Origin of the sequence: Rhodoferax sp. TS-BS-61-7, from assembly GCF_002943465.1 — a bacterium.
In the GTDB taxonomy this organism is placed as follows: domain Bacteria; phylum Pseudomonadota; class Gammaproteobacteria; order Burkholderiales; family Burkholderiaceae_C; genus Allorhodoferax.
This window is the reverse complement of record NZ_PTQY01000002.1, coordinates 358,571-382,066: the sequence shown is the minus strand read 5'-3', so window position 1 is coordinate 382,066 and position 23,496 is coordinate 358,571. Positions and strand designations below refer to the sequence as shown.

The following is a 23,496-nucleotide window of genomic DNA, read 5'->3' as shown; positions in this document are numbered from 1 at the left end:
TCACGAAAGTCCGGCCCAGTGCTGCAAGCAGGCAGCTTAGTGGAACTGCTCTTCTTCGGTAGAACCGGTCAGTGCCTTCACAGAGGAAGAGCCGCCCTGGATCACGGTGGTCACGTCGTCAAAGTAACCAGCGCCAACTTCTTGCTGGTGCGACACGAAGGTGTAACCCTTGTCACGGGCTGCGAACTCAGGCTCTTGCACCATGTTGACGTAGTGCTTCATGCCTTCGCCGTTGGCGTATGCATGGGCGAACTGGAAGGTGTTGAACCAGTTAATGTGGATACCGGCCAGTGTGATGAACTGGTACTTGTAGCCCAGCGCAGACAGGTCTTCCTGGAAGGACGCGATCTGTGTGTCGTTGAGGTTCTTCTTCCAGTTGAAGGAAGGCGAGCAGTTGTACGACAGCAGCTTGCCGGGGCAGGCAGCGTGCACAGCCTGTGCAAATTCACGGGCAAAACCAATGTCTGGCACACCGGTTTCGCACCACACCAAGTCAGCGTAGGGCGCGTAAGCAACGCCACGGCTGATGGCTTGTTCCAGACCGTTCTTGACACGGTAGAAACCTTCTTGCGTGCGCTCGCCGGTCAGGAAAGGCTTGTCATTGGCATCGTGGTCCGACGTGATCAGGTTGGCTGCTTCAGCATCGGTACGGGCCAGAACGATGGTGGACACACCCATCACGTCGGCCGCAAAACGTGCGGAGATCAACTTTTCGCAGGCTTCTTGGGTAGGAACCAGCACCTTGCCGCCCATGTGGCCGCACTTCTTCACGGCAGCCAGTTGGTCTTCAAAGTGAACGCCAGCAGCGCCCGACTGGATCATGTTCTTCATCAGTTCGAACGCGTTCAGCACGCCGCCGAAACCGGCTTCCGCATCGGCCACGATGGGCAGGAAGTAGTCGATGAATTCCTTGTCACCGGGGTTAATGCCACGGCCCCACTGGATTTCGTCCGCGCGCTTGAAGGTGTTGTTGATACGGCGCACCATGGTGGGCACCGAGTCGTAGGCGTACAACGACTGGTCGGGGTACATGGTTTCGGAGGTGTTGCCGTCAGCGGCCACTTGCCAGCCCGACAGGTACACGGCTTCCAGGCCAGCCTTGGCCTGTTGCATGGCCTGGCCGGCGGAGATGGCGCCGAACGCGTTGACGTAGCCCTTCTTGGCGCCGCCGTTGATCTTGTCCCACAGCTTTTCAGCACCGCGCTTGGCCAGCGTGTGCTCGATAGGCAGCGAACCGCGCAGGCGCACCACGTCGGCAGCGCTGTAACCGCGCTTCACACCCTTCCAGCGGGGGTTGGTCGCCCAGTCTTTTTCCAGTGCAGCGATTTGTTGTTCGCGGCTCAATTGTTCGTTGATGGATTGCGGCATGAGAACACTCCTAGGTTGGTTGATTGGCTGCGCACCGTTTGCCTTGCAATTCTGGTGCCCATGGATGAATTCTATGTCTTATATAAGACATATTTTTAATCTTATGTCTTATATAAGACATAAATTTATTCATTACAAATCAACAACTTAGATGACTCATTTCTCAATACAAAATTAAAGACATGTATATGGAATACAAGCCGTGGAAAATCTCATTGTCAATTTCACAATAAGAAAAGGGCTGACGCATATCGAAATGCGGCAGCCCTGGTATGCACCAAGCCGGGACACGTTAGAAGGTCTGCGCGTACCGCGCCATCTCCCAGGGGCTGATGTGTTGGCAAAACGCAGCCCATTCGGCCCGCTTGAGCTGCAGAAACTGCGCACAAAACGCCTCTCCCACGCCCTGGCGCAACACCGCGTCCTGATCCAGCGCCCTTAGCGCCGCGTTCAGATCGGCCGGCAAGCTTGGTGGCAACGCGTCACCCGCCTGGGCACGCTGGTACAAATCGTCGGCCACCGGTGCAGGCGGCTGCAGGGCCCGGTCTATGCCTTGCAAACCGGCCACCAAGGTGGCGGCAATGGCGGCGTAGACATTGCACGACGGGTCGGGCAAGCGCCACTCCAGCCGACCATCCACCACGCGCACCAAACAGGTTCGGTTGTTGGCGCCATAGGCCTTCCAGACGGGAGACCAGGTGGTGCCCGAGGCACTGTCGCTGGAGGCCAGGCGTTTGTAGCTATTGACGGTGGGCGCACACAGCGCGGCCAGCGCATCAGCATGGCGCAGCAAGCCGGCGGCAAACTGGTGCCCCGCAGGGCTGAGCCCCAAGTCACCTTGGGGCTCAGCGAACACTGCGCACCCCTGCGCGTCGGTGATGCTGATGTGAAAGTGCAAGCCGCTGCCTGGCGCATGCGCCAAGGGTTTGGGCATGGCGCTGAAGACCATGCCATGGCGCTCGGCCACCGCGTGGGCGGCCAGCTTGAACAGCATGTAGCGGTCCGCCGCGGCCAGCGCGTGGTCAAAACGGTAGTTAATTTCGTACTGGCCACAGGCGTCTTCGTGGTCGATCTGCTGCAGCTCAAAACCCAGCTGCACCAGCGTGCTGCGCATGTCCTCCAGGTAGGCCGCATTGCGGTGGATGGACTTGAGGTCGTAGGAAGGTTTGTCCAGTTGGTCCTGCGCATCGGCCACCTGCCAGGCGCCGTTCACCTGGCGCAGCAAAAAGAACTCCGGCTCAATACCCACCCACATGCGCCAGCCACGCGCCTCCAGTTGGGCAACGGCTGCCTTCAGTACTTGGCGCGAGCAGGTGTCCAGCGCCTCACGGCCGGCAAAGCCATCACACACGGCACGCGCCACACCCGGCATAAAAGGCAGCGCCTGCAGGGACTCGGGCAACACACGCCCGTAGTACTCGCTGCGTGGCCCCATGCGCGGCAAGCCCGTACCCCAGATACTGGGGCCGGCAAAACCTGCGCCCACCTCCACCCACTCCTGCAGTTTCTCCAACGGCACCAGCTTGCCCTTGGCCACACCATGGAGATCACAAAACTGGGTGAGTACGGAGTGCACACCCTGGGCTTGCAGGGTACGGATGGTATCAGCGTAGTTATGCATGAAATTGGCCTCTAGCCCTTATGGAATATGCGCAAGCAGCTATCAAAAAAGGAGTGAACGAAGTCCCCAAGCCATCACTGTGGCCCGGGTGACGGGGCTCATACCGGGCTGTCGATGCGAATCCAGGTGGTCTTGGTTTCGGTGTATTTGTCGAAGGCGTGCAGGGACTTGTCGCGCCCTACCCCGCTTTGTTTGTAGCCGCCAAACGGCACGGTGATGTCGTCTTCGTCATACTGGTTCACGTGCACCGTGCCGGCGCGCAGCGCACGCGCCACACCATGGGCCTTGTTCAGGTCGCTGGTCCACACACCGGCCTGCAAGCCATAGACACTGGCGTTGGCCATGCGCACCACCTCGGCCGTGTCGCTGAACGACAGCACCGACAGCACCGGGCCAAAGATTTCTTCACGTGCGATCGTCATGTCGCCACGCACCCCGTCAAACACCGTGGGCTGCACGTAGCAACCGCCGGTGGACTGCAGCACCTGTTCGCCGCCGGCCAGCAGCTTGGCGCCTTCGGCCTTGCCGCTTTCGATGTAGCGCAGCACCGTGTTCATCTGCAGCGTGTCCACCAACGCACCCATCACCGTGTCGGGCAAGGTAGGGTTGGCCGGCGCATAGGCGGGCACCAACGCCAACGCCTTCTCCAGAAACTTCTCCTTGATGCTGTCTTGCACATACAGGCGCGAAGGCGCGTTGCAGCTCTCGCCCTGGTTGAAGAAGATGCTGCCCACCGCAGCCTCCACCGCGCGGTCGAGGTTGGGGCAATCGGCAAACACGATGTTGGGCGACTTACCGCCCAGCTCGGTCCAGGCGCGCTTGAGGTTGCTTTGCCCGGCCATCACGTGGATTTGTTTGCCCACGCGGGTGGAACCGGTGAAGGCGATGCAGTCCACATCCATGTGCAGCGCCAGCGGCGAGCCGGCCTCGGGGCCAAAACCCGGCACCACGTTGAACACACCATCGGGAATACCAGCCTCCAGCGCCAGGTCCGCCAGGCGCAGCGCCGTGAGGGGCGATTTTTCACTGGGCTTGAGCACCACGCTGTTGCCCACGGCCAGCGCCGGCGAAATCTTCCAGGCGGCCATGATCATGGGGTAGTTCCAGGGCACCACCACGCCCACTACACCCACGGGTTCGCGTGTGATGAGGGCCAGCGCCGTGTCGGCCGTGGGGGCGATTTCGTCGTACACCTTGTCCACCGCCTCGCCGTACCAGCGGATGCAGTTGGATGCGCTGTTCACGTCCACGGCGCGTGCGTACTTCACGGGCTTGCCCATGTCCATCGTTTCGGTCAGGGCCAGGGCATCGGCGTTTTCCAGCAGCAGGTCGGCAAAGCGGACCATGATGCGTTTGCGCTGCGCAGGTGGCAGGCCACGCCAGCGCTTGTCGTCAAAGGCGGCACGCGCTACGCCCACCGCACGGTCAATGTCGGCCGCGCCGCACTGCGCCACCTCGGTCAACACCCGCCCGTCCACCGGCGATATGCACGGGAACGTGGCACCACTCAGGGCGGCCACACGCTGGCCACCAATCACGGCGCGCCCATCAAACTGCAATTGGCTCATGTCGTCCTCGTTCTTGTAAGCCGCCCGCAGCGGGACGGCGGTTTTTCAGCGCGGGGCGCTTTCGGCCCGGGTAGCTGCGGCAATTTCACGCTCCCGTTTGCGCGTCTGCCGCGCTACCCACACGCTGTAACTGATGATGACAATCGTCACTGTAAAGATGAGCAGCGTGGCGGCCGCGTAAATGGTGGGGTTGATGCCGCGACGCGCGTAACTGAAGATGACCTGGGGCAAGGTGCTCACACCAGGGCCAGACAGGAATTCCGAAATCACCACATCGTCAAACGACAGCGTGAACGACAGCAAAAACGCCGCCAGAATGCCCTGCGCAATATTGGGCAGCGTGACCAGGAAAAACACCTCGTAGGGCTTGGCGCCCAGGTCCATGGCGGCTTCTTCGAGCGAGCGGTTCACCTCCAGCAGGCGTGACTGCACCACCACCATGCCGTAGGCCATGCCCAATAGCGTGTGGCCCAGAATGATGGTCAGCATGCCGCGCTCGGGCCACCCCATGAGGTTTTGCGCCCCCACCATCAGCAACAACAGCGACAGGCCAATCACCACCTCGGGCATCACCAGCGGCGCATTCACCATGCCGGAGAACACCGTGCGCCCCAGAAAACGGCGGTAACGCACCAGCACAAAGGCCGCAAAGGTGCCCAGCACGGCCGACAACACCCCGGTGACCGTGGCCACCTGGATGGAGAGCCAGAAGCCTTCCACGATTTTGGTGTCGCGTGTCAGCGCCTCGTACCAGCGCAGCGAGAAACCTGTGAAGTTCGCGTCCTGGCGGGTGCTGTTGAACGAGAACACCACCATAAAAATCAGCGGCATGTACAGGAACAGGTAGACCAGGGCCATCCAGCCCTTGCCAAAGTGTTTTTCAATCCACGGTTTCATGGCCTGCCCCTCATGCCTTGCCGGACGTGTCGTTGTCGCCGGTGTAGTGGTAATAAACGGCCAACGGCACGATGATGAGCGCAATCATCACCACCGCCAGCGCCGTGGCGCGGGGCCAGTTGTTGCTGGTAAACATTTCGTCCCAGACCACACGGCCGATCATGATGTTCTCGGGCCCGCCCAGGAGCGAAGGGATCACAAATTCACCCACCGCAGGAATAAACACCAGCATAAAACCCGCCACGATGCCCGCCTTGGACAGCGGCACCGTGACCAGCCAGAAGGCCTTGAAGGGCGTGGTGCCCAGGTCGTAGGCGGCCTCCAGCAGGCGGAAGTCCATCTTCACCAGGTTGGCGTACAGCGGCAGCACCATAAAGGGCAGGTACACATAGGTCATGCCCACCAACATGGACACATTGGTGTACAGCATCTGGATCGGCTCGCTGGTCAGCCCCAGTGCCATCAACACCTGGTTGACCACGCCCTGGTCCGCCAGAATGCCCTTCCAGGCATAGACGCGCAGCAAAAACGACGTCCAGAACGGCAGCATCACCATCATCAAGAGCGCCGGGCGGGCACTGGGGGCCGAGCGGGCGATGAAATAAGCAAACGGGTAACCAATCGCCAGACACAACACCGCAGTGCAGAGTGCATACCAGATGGAACGCAAATAGGCTTCGATGTAGATGGTCTGGAACAGGGCCCCGTCTTCGCTGTTGCGGAAGATGGACCAGTAGTTCTCGTACTTGAGCTTCAAGAGCCCGGTGGTGCTGTCCCAGATCGGCTTGAAGGGGTGGATGTCGCTACCCATGTCCACAAAGCTGATGTAAAGCAGGATCAGGAACGGCAGCAGGAAGAACACCACCAGCCAGGCGTAGGGCACGCCTATAACCAGGCGGCGGCCGGGCATGGAAAGGGAGAGTTGTGCCATGGCGTACCTCAATCGCGCAACACGATGGCAGAGCGATCACCCCACCAGAAGTACACATCGTCTTCCCAGGTGATGTCGCTGAGCTCCTGGCGCGAGGTGTTGGCCTCGGTGATCTTCACCTTGGTGCCGTCGGTGGCCACCACGATGTAGGTGTTGTAGGAGCCAAAGTAGGCAATCTCCTTGACCCGGCCGGTGAACAGGTTCACCGCCACATCGGGTCGCACCTTGCTGATTTCGATCTTCTCGGGGCGCACGGCAATGCCCACGGGCATGTTCAGCGTGCCACTGACGCCGTGGCCTACCTGGATTTCGCCAATACCGGTCACAGCGGCGCAGCGGTCGTGTTCATCAATACTGAGGCGGCCTTCAAAAATATTCACGTTGCCAATGAAGTCGGCCACAAAACGGTTGGCCGGGTGTTCGTACACCTCTTCGGGTGAACCCACTTGCTGCACACGGCCCTTGCTCATCACGGCAATGCGGTTGGCCATGGTCATGGCCTCTTCCTGGTCGTGCGTCACCATCACACAGGTCACACCCACTTTTTCGATAATGTTGACCAGTTCAAACTGGGTTTGTTCACGCAGTTTTTTGTCCAGCGCGCCCAATGGTTCGTCCAGCAGCAACAGCTTGGGACGTTTGGCCAGGCTGCGGGCCAGCGCAACGCGCTGCTGTTGCCCGCCCGAGAGCTGGTGCGGCTTGCGCTTGGCGTAGGTACCGAGTTGCACCAGGTCCAACATCTCACCCACACGCTGCTTGATTTCGTCTTTGGGCAGGCCTTCGCGTTTGAGGCCAAAGGCCACGTTCTCCCAGATGTCCAGGTGTGGAAACAGCGCATAACTCTGGAACATCATGTTGATGGGGCGGTCATACGGCGCCAACTTGGCCACGTCCTGCCCACCCAGCAAAATCCGGCCGGAGGTGGGCGATTCAAACCCCGCCAGCATGCGCAGAAGCGTGGACTTGCCACACCCCGAGCTGCCCAACAGCGCAAAAATCTCGCCCTGCGCGATGGACAAGGACACCTCGTCCACGGCGGTGGCTTCGTCAAAGCGTTTCACCAGCTTCTCTGTCACCAGGTAGCCTGGTTTTCCGGATTGCACTGTCATCTCAGGGCCTTTGCATCTGTCGCACACAATAAAAAGGGCTGTTTATACCTGCGTACAAACAGCCCCGGCTGGCATTACGCCAAGTTTTTACTTACCTTTTTTGAAGGCGTTGTAGGCGGTTGCCAACGCTTCACGCGCTTCGTTGCTGAAGCTGCTGGGGGGAATCATCTTGGCGAAGTAATCGGACTCCACAAAAATGGTCTTGTTACCGGCGATTTCGGGCTTGATCTTGTCGATGGCTGCCTTGTTGCCGGTGGGGTAGCTCATTTCATTCGACATCAAAGCTGCGTTTTCGGCACGCAGGTAGAAGTCGATGAACGCAGCGGCGTTGTTGGGGTGCTTGGCATCTTTGGTGATGGCCATGGTGTCAAAGAAGATCAGCGCACCGGTGCTGGGCAGCAGCGATTCGATTTCGTCCTTGGAACCATTTTCCTTGGCGCGGCCCGCAGCGATGTTGATGTCGCCAGACCAGCCTACGGCCACGCAGGCTTTGCCGCCAGCGATGTCGTCGATCATGGTGGAGCTGAACAGGCGCACGTCCTTGCGCACCTTGGCCAGCATGGCGGATGCCACCTTGTAGTCTTCGGGGTTGTTGGAGTACGCGTCTTTGCCCACGTAGTGCAGCGCCACGGGCATGATTTCGGTGGGCGAATCCAGGTAGGCAATGCCGCAAGACTTGAGCTTGGAGCTGTACTTGGGGTCAAACACCAGGTCCCAGGCGTTTTCGGGCATGGGCAGGCTGCCCAGGGCCTTGGTCACTTTGGTCTTGTTGATGCCCACGGTGGTGAAACCCCAGGCCCATGGCACCAGGTGTTTGTTCTCGGGGTCAGCCTTGGTCAGGGTCGCCATGATGGCCGGGTCCAGGTTGGCCAGGTTCTTGATCTTGGCCTTGTCCAGCGGCTGCAACAAGCCACCTTCGATCTGGCCCTTGGCAAACACGGTGCCGGGGACCACGATGTCGTAGCCGGTATTGCCGGCCACCAGCTTGGCTTGCAGGGCTTCGTTGGTTTCAAAGGTGTCGTAGTTCACCTTGATACCGGATTCTTTTTCAAACGCGGCAATCATGCCCTCTGGAACGTAGTCGGGCCAGTTGTAGATGTTGAGCACCTTTTCTTCGGTGTTCACTGGCTCGGCGGGTGCGCTGGCCACCGGGGCTGCAGCAGGCGCAGCAGCGGGAGCTTCTTCTTTTTTACCGCAAGCAGCCAAGGCTATTGCTGTCAGTGCAAAAGACCAGAGGTATTTTTTCATGGCGAATATGTCTCCACTAAAAGAGAGTTGGGTTACGGACAATCAAAACGGCTTGGTGTGAATAAGCAAATTTCAGACCAAAAAAGATTATAGAAGTGCAAATCAGTCGCTTTACAGCAATCCACGCGCTTTCAGGTCCCGCTGGGTCAGATCCAAGGCCAGGTAAATAAGGCGCATCATTTCGTCAATGTCGCTGCGGGTCATCACCAGGGGCGGCGCAATGATCATGCGGTCACCCACGGCGCGCATGATCAGCCCGTTGCCAAAACAGTGGCCGCGGCACACCATGCCCACGCCGTCGTCGTCCTTGAAGCGTTCCTTGGTCTTCTTGTTCTTGACCAGCACCAAGCCACCGACAAAACCACAGGTTTCGGCCAGGCCAACCAGCGGATGGTCATTGAGCTCTGCATAACGCTGGGCAAAGTAGGACCCGATCTCGCCATGCACCTTTTGGGGGAGCTGCTCCTGCTCCATGATGCCTATGTTGGCCAAGGCCACGGCGCAGGCCACCGGGTGGCCGCTGTAGGTGTAGCCGTGGTTGAACTCGCCGCCCTGCTCAATCAGCACCTTGGCCACGCGGTTGCCCACCATCACGCCACCCAAGGGGATGTAGCCACTGGTCACCGCCTTGGCAAAGGTCACCAAGTCGGGTTTGTAGCCAAACTTCTCGTAACCAAACCAGTGACCCAGGCGGCCGAAGGCACAAATCACTTCGTCGCTGATCAGCAAGATGCCGTACTTGTCGACAATGCGCTGGATCTCGGGCCAATAGGTGGCCGGCGGAATGATGACCCCACCCGCGCCCTGCACCGGTTCGGCGATAAAGGCCGCCACCTTGTTCGGGCCCACAGCCAGAATTTTTTCTTCCAGCCAGCCCGCGGCGCGCACGCCAAACTCGTCGGCGGTTTCGCCGGGCTTGCCGTTCTCAAAAAAGTAGGGTTGCTCTATGTGGGTGATGTTGGGAATCGGCAGGTCGCCCTGGGCGTGCATGCCACTCATGCCGCCCAGCGACGCGCCGGCCATGGTGCTGCCGTGGTAGGCGTTGTGGCGGCTGATGATGACCTTGCGCTGCGGCTGGCCCAGCAAGTCCCAGTAACGGCGCACCATGCGCACATTCGAGTCGTTGCTCTCGCTGCCGCTGCTGGAATAAAACACGTGCTGGAAGCTGCGGTCCCCCACCGTGGGCGCCAGGCTGGCCAGCTTGGCCGCCAGTTGCACCGCGGGCACATTGGTGGTCTGAAAGAAGCTGTTGTAGTAGGGCAGCGTCATCATCTGTTGGTGCGCGGCATCGGCCAGTGCCTTGCGACCATACCCCACGTTCACACACCACAGGCCACTCATGGCGTCCAGGATTTTTTTGCCTTCAGAGTCCCAGACATAAATGCCCTCGGCCCGCGTGATGACGCGTGCGCCGCGGCTGGACAGGTCCTTGAAGTCGGTAAAGGGGTGTAGAAAGTGGGCGCTGTCCAGGGACTGGATCAGGGCAGTGTCGACAACAGTGTTCATGGCGTTGGGCTAAAAGGTTGAATGGCTTACACGTGCAGCAACAGGTGCTCACGCTCCCAGGGAGAAATCACTTTTATGAACTCGTCGAATTCGAGTTCCTTGATCTCGGAGTAGACGGTGATGAACTCTTTGCCCAGCACCTCGTGCAGGTCGGACTCCTTGCGCAACCAATCCAGCGCTTCGCCCAGGCTGCGGGGCAAGGCGTAGGGCGACAAATAGGCATCACCGCGCATTTCGGGCTTGGGTTTGATCTTGTTCTTCAAGCCCAGGTAACCGCAGGCCAGGGTCATGGCCATGGCCACATAGGGGTTGGCGTCCGCACCAATCACGCGGTTTTCCACACGGCGCGCAGCCGGTGACGAGATGGGCGAGCGAATGCCCACGGTGCGGTTGTCATAGCCCCATTCGATGTTGATGGGTGCAGCGGTGTTTCTCGACAAGCGACGGTAGCTGTTGACATACGGCGCCACCAAGACCATGGCCGCCGGGATGTAGCGCTGCAGGCCGCCTATGTAGTGCATAAAAGACTCGGACGGCGTGCCATCCTCGTTGCTGAAAACGTTCTTGCCGGTGGCCACATCAATCAGGCTCTGGTGCACATGCATGGCACTGCCCGGCTCGCCGGCAATCGGCTTGGCCATGAAGGTGGCGTACATGTCGTGGCGCAAGGCGGCCTCACGCACCGTGCGTTTGAAGAAAAACACCTCGTCGGCCAGGCCCAGGGGTTTGTTGTGGAAGAAGTTGATCTCCATCTGCCCCGCGCCCACCTCGTGGATCAGTGTGTCCACGTTGAGCTCCATCTTGTCGGAGTAGTCGTAAATCTCTTCGAACAGCGGGTCGAACTCGTTCACTGCGTCGATGCTGTAGGCCTGGCGCGAAGTTTCGGCCCGGCCACTGCGGCCAATCGGGGGGCGCAACAGGGTGTTGGGGTCGGTATTGCGGGCGGTGAGGTAAAACTCCAGCTCGGGCGCCACGATAGGCTGCAGGCCTTCGGCCGCAAACAGGTCACAAACCCGGCGCAACACGCTGCGCGGCGCAAAGGGCACCAGTTTGCCTTCGTGGTCAAAACAGTCGTGGATCACCTGCGCAGTGGGGTCGGTGGCCCAGGGAACAATGCGCACGGAAGACGGATCGGGACGCAGCTGCATGTCCTTGTCGGTAGGGTCCACCACATCGTAGTAGGGGCCACTCTCGGGGAACTCACCGGTCACGCCCATGGCCACAATGGCCTGGGGCAGGCGCATACCGCGGTCTTCGGTGAACTTGCCACGGGGCAGGATTTTTCCGCGCGCCACACCGGTCAAGTCAGGTACCAGGCACTCCACCTCGGTCACCCGGCGCTCGTTCAGCCATTGCTCCAGGTCATTGAAGGTCATTGTCTTGTTTTCGGTCATTCTCCATCTCCTTGCGGCGCACCCTGGGGGTGGTCATTGTTGGGCCTGAGCCACTGTAGCAGTGCGCGCTGTTAAACCATTCTGCGGCAGAATTGGCTGGCAAACAGTGCCATTTGGCAAAACCTGATGGTGCCACTTTAACCCGCTCTCAGCACCACCCCAAGCGCCCACACCATGTTGTCCGAACTGCTCCTGACCGATATGCACCACAACAGTGGTGCGGCCGCCCTTCCCTTGCACCGCCGGCTGTACGAGGGTTTGCGCCGTGCCATCCTGAACGGCCACCTGGCCGGCGGTGACCGCCTGCCTTCCAGCCGCGAACTGACGCAGGATCTGCAGCTCTCTCGCAACACCGTGATGGCCGCGCTGAACCAGCTCAGCGCCGAGGGTTACCTGGTCAGCCGCGTGGGCAGTGGCACCTTTGTGAATGAACAGCTGCCCAGCCCGCGCCTGCGTGGCCGCACCGGCAGAACCACCCACGCCGGGGCCCGGCTCTCGCGCCGCGGCACGGCGCTGGCCACCCAGTTCACCTCGGCGGAGCTCGAAATCCAGCCCTTCACACCGGGGGTGGCGGACTTCAGTGCTTTTCCGGTGGCGCTATGGCAGCGCCTGCAAAACAAACACTGGCGCATGAGTTATCCCGACATGCTGGACTACTGCTACTCCGGCGGCCACGCCCCGCTGCGTCGGGCGGTGACTGATTACCTGCGCGTATCGCGCAGCGTGCCGCTGGACATGGACCAGGTCATCATCACCAGCGGCACCCAACAGTCGCTAGAGTTGTGTGCCCAGATGCTGGCCGACCATGGCGATACGGTCTGGCTGGAAGACCCGGCTTACTGGGGTGCGGTCAAGGCGTTTATGGCCAGCGGCCTGCGCACCCATGGTGTGTTGGTGGACGCGGACGGCATGGCGCCCACCGCCGCAGACGAACGCCATGCGCCCCGGCTGATCTACACCACCCCCTCGCACCAGTACCCCACGGGTGCCGTCATGTCGCTGGCGCGGCGCCAGCAACTGTTGGCCCTGGCCCAAAAACACCAGGCCTGGGTGCTGGAGGACGACTACGACAGCGAGTTCCGCTTTAGCGGCCCCCCCATTTCCTCGTTGGCAGGCCTGTCCCCCGACGAACGCGTGTTGTACCTGGGCTCGTTTTCCAAGGTGCTGTACCCCGGCCTCAAACTCGGTTACCTGGTGGTGCCCAAAGCACTGGCGCCCGCCTTCCGCCAGGCCCACTACGACCTGAACCGGCCCGGGCAAATGCCGCTGCAAGCGGCGCTGGCCGAGTTCATTGAACTGGGCCACTTTGCCAGTGCGCTGCGCAAGGCGCGCCACAGCTACGCCCAGCGGCGCCAGCAGCTGCTGGACGCCCTGCAACCCTGCCTGGGCCCGCACGCCCATATCAGCGGCGCCGAACAAGGCCTGCACCTGTGCCTGCGCCTGCCCACCACGGTGGACGACCAGGCCCTGGCGTTGCGCATTGCCCAGCAAGGCATGACGGTGCGCGCACTGTCGGCCTACTGCCTGCAGCGCAGCGATGCCAAGGGCTTGGTGATTGGTTATGGCTACGCCACGCTGGAAGACATTGCGCACTGGGGACCGGTGCTGGCGAGCACAGTCAAGCGCGCGCTGGCGGCTGGCCGTAGTGGCAAAAAGAGCTGAAAGAAATCTTGGCCTACAACCGGTCCATCAGCCGGTGGTACAGCATGCCCATCACCAGGCTGGGGGTGCGCAACAACGCGCCGCCCGGAAACGGTCGGTGTTGCACACGCGCAAACACATCAAAGCGCTCAGCCTGCCCCGCAATCGCGTCTGCCGCCAACTGCCCGGCCAGACCGGCGAGTGCGACACCGTGGCCGCTGAACCCCTGCAGGTAATACAGGTTGGTGCCCAGACGCCCAAAGTCGGGAGCCCGGTTCATGCTGATGTCCACAAAGCCGCCCCAGACAAACTCCACGGCAACACCCTTTAGCGCAGGGAAGATGCTCGCCATGCGCTGCGCCATGAGCGCCTGCAGCCCGGGGGGCGTGCGTGTGGAGTAACTCACGCGCCCGCCAAACAACATACGGTGGTCCGCGCTGCAGCGAAAGTAATCCAGCACAAAGTTGTTGTCGCACACCGCAGCACCCGAGGGAATCAGGGACTGGCACTGTGCTTCGGTCAACGGCTCGGTGCCAATGATGTAGGTGCCCACGGGCATGGTGCGCGGTGCAATGTCCGGTGCTACCTGCGGACCATATTCGGGCAAGGTGCAGTTGCCCGCCAGCACGCCAAAACGCGCCGTGACCGAACCTTGAGCGGTGCGTGCCACCAGAGGTTCACCACGCCGCAAACCAATCACTGCGGATTGTTCATACACCTGTACCCCTAATGCCAGCGCCGCACGCAACAGGCCCAAGCCATATTTGAGCGGGTGCAAATGCCCAGACGTGTCTTCCACCGCCGCCGCACAGTAGCGTGTGCTGCCAATGTGTTGCTGCACCTCGCTGCCCGTGTACAACGCCGACTCAAACCCGTAACGGGTGCGCAGCAACGCCACCTCGGCTTCCAGTACACGCGCCTTGCGCGGTGAATCGGCCACGGTCATGTAACCCTTGCGCAGGTCGCAGCTTATGTCGAATTCGCGCACGCGCTGCTCCAGCAAGGCAATCGCGTCCAGCGACATGTCCCACACCTGTCGGGCCGCGGCCAGGCCCAACTGCGCTTCAAACGGGCCCTGCCCGCTGGCCAGGCCCACGATGAACTGGCCGCCGTTGCGCCCAGAGGCACCGCTGCACACCCGGTCGGCCTCCAGCACCACCACCTGGTAACCACGCTGGGCCAGCGCGATGGCGGATGAGAGTCCGGCAAACCCGCCCCCCACCACCAGCACGTCAGCGCGCACCTCGCTCCGCAACGGAGGCAATGCAGCAGGCCGCTGCACGCTGGCCTCGTAGTAACTCTTCTGGTTGAGTTGGGTGTCAGATTGCAGCAACATGGGGGCGCTCTCAGGCTGGGCGCTTGGCCACCTGGGAGGCCAGGTAGGTCCACACAAACGTGGCGGCAGCGTTGCTGGTGAGCTCGGCATGGTCGTAGGCCGGGGCCACTTCCACACAGTCCATGCCCACAAAGTTGAGGTCGGCCAGCTCTTCCAACAGCGTCAACACCTGCGAGCTGCTCATGCCGCCGGGCTCGGGTGTACCGGTGCCGGGCGCAAACGCCGGGTCCAGACAGTCAATGTCCAGCGTCAGGTAACACGGCTGCTGGCCAATGCGCGCGCGGATCTGTTGCACCACCTCCTGCAGGCCTGCCCCGTCGCGCCCGCGCAGCGCACGCGCCGTGAAGATCAGTCCGCCCTGGTCCTGCACATACTCGCGCGCCGCACGCGTACCGCTGGAACGCAGGCCTATCTGCACCGTCTGGCTGGGGATGACCAGACCTTCCTGCAGCGCCTCGTAGGTCCAGGTGCCGTGGCCGGAGGGTTCGCCAAAATGGTCCTCCCAGGTGTCGCAGTGGGCATCGAAATGAATGAGCGAGACCGGTCCATGCTGGGCATGTAAGGCGCGCAACAGCGGCAGCGTGATGGAATGGTCACCACCCAAAAAGACGCAGTGGTGGCGCGCCATCAACGCTGCGGCCTGGGCCTGGATGGCCTCGCGTACCTGGGTCAGCGCGCTGGCATTGGGCAGACGCAGATCCCCCGCATCGCCCAAGGCCTCCAACGGCGACACACCAAACACCGGGTGCAGCCCGTCGCACAACATCAGCGAGGCACGGCGAATCTCTTGCGGGCCAAAACGCGCGCCGGGGCGGTTGGTCACCGCACCGTCAAAGGGCACGCCCACCAGCGCAAACGGCTGCGCCTGCAGGGGTGCTGACGCGAGAAAACGGTTGCTGTTGTTGGCGTAGGCAAACTCTCCAATGGCCATGGTTATCCTCGTCGGGTTCAACTCAATGGACTGCACGTTAACGCAAATTGATGTCTGCGATGGAGCCACTTGGCGCGCTGCGCATGGTGTAGGCTTGCACGCTTGCCGTTTCCACTCCCTGCCCTGCATGCCCCACTCCACCACCGCCCCCAGTCGCCTGTTGGCCTACTTTTTTTTGGCCCTCAGCATGGCGCTGGTGGGCAGTTATGTGGCCCTGTCCAAGCCGCTGGTAGCCGCGTTACCCATTTTTCTGCTGGCCTGGATGCGCTTTGGGATTGGCGGCCTGGCCATGCTGCACTGGCTCAAACGCCCGGCCGGTGAACCCACCATGACGCCGCACACACGGGCGCTGGTGTTTCTGGAGTCGCTCTTGGGCAACTTCCTGTTTTCCATCTGCATGTTGTTTGGCGTGAGCATGACCAGCGCGGTGTCGGCCGGTGTCATCATGGCCAGCATTCCTGCGGTGGTGGCGCTGATGAGCTGGGTCTTTCTGCGCGAACACATCGGCCTGCGCACCTGGCTGGCGGTGGGTTGCGGTGCAATCGGCATTGGCTTATTGGCGCTATCAAAACAGGAGCTACCCGCGCAGTCTCTATCGGGACCAGAGGCCGATTTGGCATATAACAAGGCCTTGTTGGGCAATCTGCTGGTGTTTGGTGCCGTGCTGTGCGAAGCAGCGTATGCAGTGATTGGCAAAAAGCTGACCGGCGCCCTTTCGCCCAAACGTATCACCGCCCTCATCAACCTGTGGGGGTTTGTGCTGATGACGCCCCTGGGCCTGTACGCGGCCTGGCGTTTCGACTTTGGCGGCGTGGCCACCGGCTCTTGGGTGTTGCTGGTGTTCTACGCGCTGGCGGCCAGTGTGTGGACGGTGTGGCTGTGGATGACCGGTCTGAAAACCGTGCCGGCCGCACGTGCCGGTGTGTTCACGGTGATGCTGCCGATCTCGGCCGCGCTGGTGGGCGTGCTGGTGTTGGGCGAAAGCCTGACCGGCATACAGCTGGTGGCGTTTGCCGTGGCACTATTGGGCGTGGTGCTGGCCACCTTGCCCTCGCGCAGTACAGGCGCGACAACGACAGCTACACCAGCGCCGTAGCCGACACCACGATGCCGTCTTCGTCGGCATACAACCAGTCACCGGGGCGTACCCACACGCCCTGCAGCTGCACTGCCACACCGGCCTGCCCCTGGTTTCGTTTTTCGGTCGGCATGGGCATGGCAGCCAGCGCGCGGATGCCCACGGCCTGCGTGGCCAGCTCTGCGGTGTCGCGCACACATCCATCAATCACCACACCGGCCCAGCCATTGCGCGCAGCCGCAGCCCCCAGGTTGCCGCCCAGCAGTGCCCGGCGCACAGAAGCACCACCGTCCACCACCAGCACCTGCGCCACACGCCCGGCGTCGGTATCGACCCAGCCTTGGGAATCCACCGCGGCCTTGACCAGCGTGTTGTCCTCAAAACACTTCACGGTGACCACCGGGCCGGCGAACTTGCGCACGACACCAAAGTCACGAAACACCGGGGGCAGCACCCGAAAATCGCCGCTGGTATCGGCTTTGTGGGCATCGCAAAGGTCACAGGTGGCAAAGGCAATCGGCATGAAAGAGGCTCCAGAACAAGATACAGAGCCATTCTCCAATGAAAAAAACAACATCCCAGAGGGAAAAATGCAGTTCCTCCCTTGGAAACGTGCTTTTTTGCCATTAGCATCCGCAGTACCAGTGAAGAAGCAGTTTTTTGCTGGTGATTAATCAATCTTCTAGAAGGACAATCAATCATGGCAACTGCGAAAAAAGCACCGGCAAAAAAAGCCGCTCCCGCAAAGAAGGCGACTCCTGCTAAGAAGGCAGCCGCTCCCGCGAAAAAAGTCGCTGTGAAAGCAGCACCCGCAAAGAAAGCGGCCCCCGCCAAAAAAGTAGCTCCCGCTAAAAAGGTCGCTGCCAAAAAAGCTCCCGCCAAAAAGCGCACCGTGAACGCCGCGTTCATGAAGGCCCTGACCCCCAGCTCCGCATTGGCAGCTGTGGTGGGTGCAGCCGCTCTGCCCCGCACCGAAGTGGTCAGCAAGCTGTGGACATACATCAAGAAGAACAAGCTGCAAGACGCAGTGAACAAGCGCATGATCAACGCTGACGCCAAGCTGAAGGAAGTCTTCGGCAAAGCCCAGGTGTCGATGTTTGAGATGGCTGGCCTGATCGGCAAGCACCTCAAGTAATCCCCGCTTGATTCAAAAAGGCCGCACTTGTGCGGCCTTTTTTTTTGGCCTGCGTGGGCCTATACGAAAGTGCATATACCGCCTATCGTGCCAAGACCTCACAAACCTAGGGTTAACCGCCGTTTTTTTTGGGCATGCTTTATGCATAATCGCCCGCTTTCATCCCAAGGATCTTTGTCCATGAAACTCAAGATACTCGCTCTCGCCGCCACCCTGGCATTTGGAGCAACCGCCCTGCAGGCCAAAACATTCAAATGGTCTAGCGCCAGTGACATTGCAACCTGGGACATCCACTCCCAGAACAATGCCTTGCAAAACGGCATCCACGCCGCTGTGTACGAAAGTTTTGTTTACTACAACAGCAAAACCTTCAAGATAGAACCCGTGCTCGCCACCGCGTGGAAAGAAATCAGCCCCACCCAAATGCGCTTCACGTTGCGCACCGGTGTGAAGTTTCACGATGGCAGCCCGCTGACCACGGACGACGCGGTGTTCTCCATCCAGCGCGCCATGATGCCCACCTCCAACTTCACCCCCTACATCCAGGGCGTGGACAAGGTGGTCAAGGTCAACGACACCACGTTCGACGTCTACAGCAAGACGCCCAACCCCGTGTTGCTCAACCAGATGACCGAATTGCGCGTCATGAGCAAGGCCTGGGCAGAAAAGAACAAGTCGGTTGCGCCCAAAGACATCAAGACCCAGGAAGAAAACTTTGCGCACCGCAACGCCATGGGCACAGGCCCCTACGTTCTGAAGGAATGGCTGCCTGACCAGAAGCTGGTGCTGACGCAAAACAAGGCCTGGTGGGGCAAAGCCGACACCAATGTGACCGAAATCGTCTACACCCCCGTCAAGGCCGTTGCCACCCGCATGGCAGCCCTCTTGTCTGGTGAAGTGGACCTGGTGCTGGACCCCAGCCCCCAGGATCTGCCCCGTGTGCGTTCCAACCCCGAGCTGAAGGTGATGGATGGCGTGGAAAACCGCACCATCTTCTTCGGCATGGACCAGTTCCGTGACGAACTGGTGGGTAGCAACATCAAGGGCAAAAACCCGCTGAAAGATGTGCGCGTACGCAAGGCCCTGTACCAGGCCATTGACGCAGACGCCATTGCCCGTGTCACCATGCGTGGTCTGGGTCAGCCTACCGGTGCCATCGTGGCGCCCCAGGTCAACGGATGGACCGAAGCGGTCCACAAGCGTTTCCCGTTTGACGTCGCTGCGGCCCAGAAGCTGCTGGCTGACGCCGGATACAAGGACGGATTCGAAGTGGACTTGGCCTGCCCCAACAACCGCTACATCAATGACGAGCAGATCTGCCAGGCGGTGACCGCCATGTGGTCGCGTATTGGCGTCAAGGCCAAGCTGCGCACCCTGCCCCTGGTCACCTACTTCCCCATGATCCAGCGCAACGAAGCCAGCATCTACATGCTGGGCTGGGGCGTTCCTACGTTTGATGCGCTGTACAGCCTGCAATCCCTGGTGCGCACCGTGGGCGCGGGTGGCGACGGCAACTACAACGTGGGCCGTTACAGCAACCCCCAGATGGACGCTTTGGTGGAACGCACCAAAAAAGAGACCGATCTGAAGTTGCGCACGGAACTGCTCACCAAGGCACTCCAGTTGCATAACGACGACGTTGCCAATATTCCTTTGCACAACCAAGTCATTCCTTGGGCCATGAAAAAGAATATTGACGTGGTGCACCGTGCAGACAACCGTCTGGACTGGCGCCTGATCAAAGTCAAGTAAGACCGCATACCCTTACAAAACAGGGCCGCGGCAGCTTGTCGCGGCCCTCATTTTTTTTGAATCCATGTTTGCATTCATAGTGCGGCGCTTGGCGCAAGCGGCATTGGTGATGGTCACCGTTGCCCTCATATCTTTCATGCTGTTCCAGTACGTCGGCGACCCGGTCGTCTTCTTGCTGGGGCAGGATGCCACCCAAGAGCAAATCCGGGAACTCCGGCAGGCCTTGGGTTTGGACCAGCCCTTCATTGTCCAGTTCTGGCATTTCTTGGCGAACGCGGCCCGGGGAGAGTTCGGATTCAGCCTGCGCCAGGGCACCCAGGTGTCGGCGCTTATCGCAGAGCGCTTCCCAGCCACGCTGGAGTTGGCCTTGGTTGCGGGCTTTCTGGCACTGGCGGTTGGTATCCCGATGGGGGTGTACGCCGCCCTGCGCAGAGGTTCCTTTCTGAGCCAAGTGTTCATGACACTGTCACTCTTGGGCGTCTCTTTGCCAACCTTTCTGATCGGCATTTTGCTGATTTTGGTGTTTGCCGTGACCTTGGGCTGGTTTCCCAGTTTCGGGCGTGGGGAAGTCGTGAAGATCGGCTGGTGGACCAGTGGTTTGTTGACCGCCAAGGGCTGGCACCACATTGTGTTGCCAGCCGTCACACTCGCCATTTTTCAGCTCACGCTGATCATGCGTTTGGTGCGGGCCGAAATGCTGGAAGTGCTGCGCACGGACTACATCAAGTTCGCCCGCGCGCGCGGCTTGACCACCCGGGCAGTTCACTTTGGCCATGCGCTCAAGAACACGCTGGTTCCGGTCATGACCATCACGGGCCTCCAGCTGGGCGGGCTGATTGCTTTTGCCATCATCACCGAGACCGTCTTCCAATGGCCGGGCATGGGGCTGCTGTTCATTCAGGCGGTCACCTTTGCGGACATTCCGGTGATGGCCGCCTATCTGTGCCTGATTGCGCTCATTTTTGTGGTGATCAACCTGATCGTGGACTTGCTGTACTTTGCCGTGGACCCACGGCTTCGTGTTGGCAAATCCGGCGGCCACTGAGCCACTCCCGAACCTTTCTTCACACCAGAGGAATCTTGAATTGAAAAACCTGTTTCACCAATGGTGGGATGGCGATGTGGGCTACAGCTTTCGCACGTCTCCCACCGCCGTTTTTGCCGCGCTGATCGCGCTGATTTGTCTGGTCTGTGCGCTTTTTGCGCCATGGATCGCGCCCCACAACCCCTTTGATCTGGCAACGCTCCAACTGGACAACGCCCGACTGCCCCCCGCCTGGAGTGTGGGTGGCAAATCGGAGTACTTTTTGGGCACCGATGACCAGGGCCGGGACATCCTCTCTGCACTCATGTACGGGGCCAGAATTTCCCTGGCCGTTGGCCTGGCTTCGGTGGTGCTGTCCCTGTTTGTGGGCGTGAGCCTGGGGCTGCTGGCCGGATTTCTGGGGGGATGGGTGGACGGACTGCTCATGCGCCTGTGCGATGTGATGTTGTCCTTCCCCGCCATCCTGGTGGCCCTGTTGATCGCAGGGGTCGGACGCGCCCTGTTTCCCAACGCCCATGAGTCACTGGCATTCGGCGTGCTCATCGTCTCCATCTCCTTGACCGGCTGGGTGCAGTACGCCCGCACCGTGCGCGGCAGCACCATGGTGGAGCGCAACAAAGAGTACGTGCAGGCGGCCCGCGTGACCGGTGTGGCACCGCTGCGCATCATGCGCAAACATGTGCTGCCCAACGTGCTGGGACCGGTGCTGGTGCTGGCCACGATCCAGGTGGCAACCGCGATCATCACGGAAGCCACGCTGTCCTTCCTGGGTGTGGGCGCGCCACCAACGTCCCCTTCTCTGGGCACCTTGATCCGGGTGGGCAACGACTACCTGTTTTCCGGCGAATGGTGGATCACCATCTTCCCCGGCGCCATGCTGGTGCTGATCGCCCTGAGCGTCAATTTGCTGGGCGACTGGCTGCGTGATGCCCTCAACCCCCGTTTGCGGTAACCCTGTATGAGCTTGTTACAAGTTAAAAATCTGGTGGTGGAGTTCTCATCACGCAAAGGCACGCTACGCGCCCTGGACGATGTGTCCTTCAACATCGCGCCCGGTGAAATTTTGGGCGTTGTGGGTGAATCCGGTGCCGGTAAATCACTGACAGGCGCCGCCATCATTGGCCTGCTGGAGCCCCCGGGCCGCGTCGGCAGTGGCGAAATCCTGCTGGAAGGCCAACGCATTGACAACCTCCCTTACGCCCAGATGCGCGCCATCCGCGGGCGCAAGATTGGTGCGATCTTCCAGGACCCGCTGACCTCACTCAACCCGCTGTATTCGGTCGGGCGGCAGCTCATCGAGACCATCACCACCCACTTACCGCTCAATGCGAGCCAAGCGCGTGCGCGTGCCATCGAGCTGCTCAAAGACACCGGCATTCCGGCGGCCGAGCAACGCATTGACCACTACCCGCACCAGTTCTCTGGCGGCATGCGACAACGTGTGGTGATTGCGCTGGCGCTCGCCGCAGAGCCCAAACTCATCGTGGCCGATGAGCCCACCACGGCGCTCGATGTATCCATCCAGGCGCAGATCATCACGCTGCTCAAAACCATCTGCAAGGAGCGTGGCGCTGCCGTCATGCTGATCACCCACGACATGGGCGTGATTGCCGAAACCTGCGACCGCGTGGCCGTGATGTACGCCGGGCGCGTGGCCGAAATTGGCCCCGTGCATGACGTGATCAACCGCCCGTCACACCCTTACACCGCCGGCCTGATGGCCTGCATTCCCGACATGAGCCAAGACCGCGAGAACCTCCACCAGATCGATGGCGCCATGCCACGACTCAACGCGATTCCGCAAGGCTGTGCCTTCAATCCGCGTTGCACCAAAACCTTCGCCAAATGCGGGCAACAACGCCCCAACCTGATACAGGCCGGGAACACCCACGCGGCCTGCTGGTTGCACGAAACCGGAGGTGCCGCATGAGCGATACCCCACAACCCCTGGTCCGCGCCACCGACCTGGCCAAGACGTTTGACGTCTCGCCCCCCTGGTTGAACCGCGTCATCGAGCGCAAGCCCAAAATGCTGCTCAAGGCAGTGAATGGTGTGAGCTTTGACATCGAACGTGGCAAAACCCTGGCCCTCGTCGGGGAGTCTGGCTGTGGCAAAAGTACCGTCGCCCGTCTGCTGGTCGGTTTGTATGAGCCCACCCGTGGTGGCTTTCAGTTTGATGGGCAAGATGCCCATGCGGCCTTCAAGACGAAGGAAGGCCGCAAGCTGCGCCGCCGGGTGCAAATGGTGTTCCAGGACCCCTATGCCAGCCTGAACCCGCGCTGGACCGTGGGCGACATCATTGCCGAGCCACTGCGGGAGCATGAAATCCTGAGTGACAACGAGGCCATCGCGCAACGCGTTGTAGAGTTACTGCAATCCGTAGGCTTGTCAGCGCAAGACCGGGTGAAGTTCCCCCACCAGTTCTCCGGCGGGCAGCGCCAGCGCATCTCCATCGCCCGGGCCCTGGCCACTCAGCCGGAGTTTCTGGTCTGCGACGAACCCACGTCTGCGCTGGATGTGAGCGTTCAGGCACAGGTGCTCAACATCATGAAGGACCTGCAGCGCAAACACGGCCTGACCTATTTGTTCATCTCCCACAACCTGGCCGTCGTACGCCACGTGAGCGATCAGGTGGGTGTGATGTACCTGGGCGGCCTGGTAGAGCTGGCGGACAAACACACGCTGTTTGACACCCCACGCCATCCCTACACCCGCATGCTGCTGGAAGCCATCCCCAAGATGCACGACACCGGCAAAGCCCGCACCGCCGTGGCAGGCGAGGTGCCCAACCCGCTCAACCCGCCCACGGGTTGTGCCTTTCATCCCCGCTGCCCACACGCCAACCCACGTTGCAGCAGCGAAAAACCCGAGATGAAAAACTACACGGGAGTGCGTGTGGCATGCCACGCGGTCGAGGAAGGTCGTATTTAGGTCCG

The 23,496-nt window shown here is 60.8% G+C and carries 21 protein-coding genes; 9 read left to right on the top strand and 12 right to left on the bottom strand.

Annotated elements, in window-relative coordinates; genetic code table 11:
- Positions 1 to 36 precede the first annotated feature (36 nt).
- From aceA to C5F53_RS07605, 9 genes are all read right to left on the bottom strand, one after another.
- Positions 37 to 1,368, bottom strand: a complete 1,332-nt coding sequence (aceA, locus tag C5F53_RS07645; RefSeq protein ID WP_105260763.1) for an isocitrate lyase — start codon at positions 1,366 to 1,368, stop codon at positions 37 to 39.
- 292 nt (positions 1,369 to 1,660) lie between these two features.
- The gene (locus tag C5F53_RS07640; protein WP_105260762.1) at positions 1,661 to 2,989 is read right to left on the bottom strand and encodes a type III glutamate--ammonia ligase; all 1,329 of its coding nucleotides are present in this window, start codon (positions 2,987 to 2,989) and stop codon (positions 1,661 to 1,663) included.
- A 98-nt stretch (positions 2,990 to 3,087) separates the two neighbouring features.
- The gene (locus tag C5F53_RS07635; protein WP_105260761.1) at positions 3,088 to 4,557 is read right to left on the bottom strand and encodes an aldehyde dehydrogenase; all 1,470 of its coding nucleotides are present in this window, start codon (positions 4,555 to 4,557) and stop codon (positions 3,088 to 3,090) included.
- A 45-nt stretch (positions 4,558 to 4,602) separates the two neighbouring features.
- Entirely contained in the window at positions 4,603 to 5,454 is an 852-nt protein-coding gene (locus tag C5F53_RS07630; RefSeq protein WP_105260760.1) for an ABC transporter permease, read from the bottom strand.
- Positions 5,455 to 5,464: 10 nt separating this feature from the next.
- Positions 5,465 to 6,385, bottom strand: a complete 921-nt coding sequence (locus C5F53_RS07625) for an ABC transporter permease (RefSeq protein ID WP_105260759.1) — start codon at positions 6,383 to 6,385, stop codon at positions 5,465 to 5,467.
- Positions 6,386 to 6,393: 8 nt separating this feature from the next.
- Positions 6,394 to 7,494, bottom strand: a complete 1,101-nt coding sequence (locus tag C5F53_RS07620) for an ABC transporter ATP-binding protein (RefSeq protein ID WP_105260758.1) — start codon at positions 7,492 to 7,494, stop codon at positions 6,394 to 6,396.
- Between the two features lie 87 nt (positions 7,495 to 7,581).
- Positions 7,582 to 8,742: an extracellular solute-binding protein gene (locus C5F53_RS07615; RefSeq protein WP_105260757.1), complete on the bottom strand. Its 1,161-nt coding sequence runs from the start codon at positions 8,740 to 8,742 to the stop codon at positions 7,582 to 7,584.
- Between the two features lie 111 nt (positions 8,743 to 8,853).
- On the bottom strand, positions 8,854 to 10,248 hold the full coding sequence (locus C5F53_RS07610; RefSeq protein ID WP_105260756.1) for an aspartate aminotransferase family protein: 1,395 nt from the start codon (positions 10,246 to 10,248) through the stop codon (positions 8,854 to 8,856).
- A gap of 26 nt (positions 10,249 to 10,274) precedes the next feature.
- Positions 10,275 to 11,642 (bottom strand): glutamine synthetase family protein, encoded by a 1,368-nt coding sequence (locus tag C5F53_RS07605; RefSeq protein WP_105260755.1) that lies wholly within the window; start codon positions 11,640 to 11,642, stop codon positions 10,275 to 10,277.
- Positions 11,643 to 11,816: 174 nt separating this feature from the next.
- Here C5F53_RS07605 and C5F53_RS07600 point away from each other — a divergent pair, with 174 nt between their 5' ends.
- Positions 11,817 to 13,304: a PLP-dependent aminotransferase family protein gene (locus C5F53_RS07600; protein WP_105260754.1), complete on the top strand. Its 1,488-nt coding sequence runs from the start codon at positions 11,817 to 11,819 to the stop codon at positions 13,302 to 13,304.
- A 13-nt stretch (positions 13,305 to 13,317) separates the two neighbouring features.
- Here the strand turns inward: C5F53_RS07600 and C5F53_RS07595 are convergent, their stop codons facing one another.
- A complete protein-coding gene (locus C5F53_RS07595; RefSeq protein ID WP_105260753.1) occupies positions 13,318 to 14,619 on the bottom strand; it encodes an FAD-binding oxidoreductase in 1,302 nt (433 codons plus the stop codon).
- A gap of 10 nt (positions 14,620 to 14,629) precedes the next feature.
- A complete protein-coding gene (speB, locus tag C5F53_RS07590; RefSeq protein WP_105260752.1) occupies positions 14,630 to 15,550 on the bottom strand; it encodes an agmatinase in 921 nt (306 codons plus the stop codon).
- A gap of 127 nt (positions 15,551 to 15,677) precedes the next feature.
- On the opposite strand from speB, the gene C5F53_RS07585 reads away from it, so the two are divergent.
- Positions 15,678 to 16,646 carry a DMT family transporter gene (locus tag C5F53_RS07585; protein ID WP_105260751.1) on the top strand — a complete coding sequence of 323 codons (969 nt, stop codon included), beginning with the start codon at positions 15,678 to 15,680 and terminating at the stop codon, positions 16,644 to 16,646.
- Here the strand turns inward: C5F53_RS07585 and rraA are convergent.
- Positions 16,630 to 17,151, bottom strand: coding sequence for a ribonuclease E activity regulator RraA (gene rraA, locus C5F53_RS07580; RefSeq protein WP_105260750.1), 522 nt, complete (start codon positions 17,149 to 17,151; stop codon positions 16,630 to 16,632). The two genes, C5F53_RS07585 and rraA, sit on opposite strands and share 17 nt — an antisense overlap.
- Between rraA and C5F53_RS20240 the strand changes: the two genes are divergently transcribed.
- The 7 genes from C5F53_RS20240 (at position 17,150) to C5F53_RS07550 (ending at position 23,491) form a co-directional block, all read left to right on the top strand.
- A complete protein-coding gene (locus C5F53_RS20240; RefSeq protein ID WP_161499899.1) occupies positions 17,150 to 17,302 on the top strand; it encodes a hypothetical protein in 153 nt (50 codons plus the stop codon). The genes rraA and C5F53_RS20240 overlap by 2 nt on opposite strands.
- 26 nt (positions 17,303 to 17,328) lie before the next feature.
- Positions 17,329 to 17,763, top strand: coding sequence for an SWIB/MDM2 domain-containing protein (locus C5F53_RS07575; RefSeq protein ID WP_105260749.1), 435 nt, complete (start codon positions 17,329 to 17,331; stop codon positions 17,761 to 17,763).
- A 180-nt stretch (positions 17,764 to 17,943) separates the two neighbouring features.
- Complete coding sequence (locus C5F53_RS07570; protein WP_105260748.1) at positions 17,944 to 19,515, top strand: ABC transporter substrate-binding protein; 1,572 nt, start codon at positions 17,944 to 17,946, stop codon at positions 19,513 to 19,515.
- Positions 19,516 to 19,579: 64 nt separating this feature from the next.
- Positions 19,580 to 20,560 carry an ABC transporter permease gene (locus C5F53_RS07565; protein WP_105260747.1) on the top strand — a complete coding sequence of 327 codons (981 nt, stop codon included), beginning with the start codon at positions 19,580 to 19,582 and terminating at the stop codon, positions 20,558 to 20,560.
- A gap of 40 nt (positions 20,561 to 20,600) precedes the next feature.
- Entirely contained in the window at positions 20,601 to 21,512 is a 912-nt protein-coding gene (locus tag C5F53_RS07560) for an ABC transporter permease (RefSeq protein ID WP_105260746.1), read from the top strand.
- A gap of 6 nt (positions 21,513 to 21,518) precedes the next feature.
- Positions 21,519 to 22,490: an ABC transporter ATP-binding protein gene (locus tag C5F53_RS07555; protein ID WP_105260745.1), complete on the top strand. Its 972-nt coding sequence runs from the start codon at positions 21,519 to 21,521 to the stop codon at positions 22,488 to 22,490.
- Positions 22,487 to 23,491, top strand: a complete 1,005-nt coding sequence (locus C5F53_RS07550) for an ABC transporter ATP-binding protein (protein ID WP_105260744.1) — start codon at positions 22,487 to 22,489, stop codon at positions 23,489 to 23,491. The genes C5F53_RS07555 and C5F53_RS07550 overlap by 4 nt, the downstream gene beginning before the upstream one ends.
- Positions 23,492 to 23,496 lie beyond the last annotated feature (5 nt).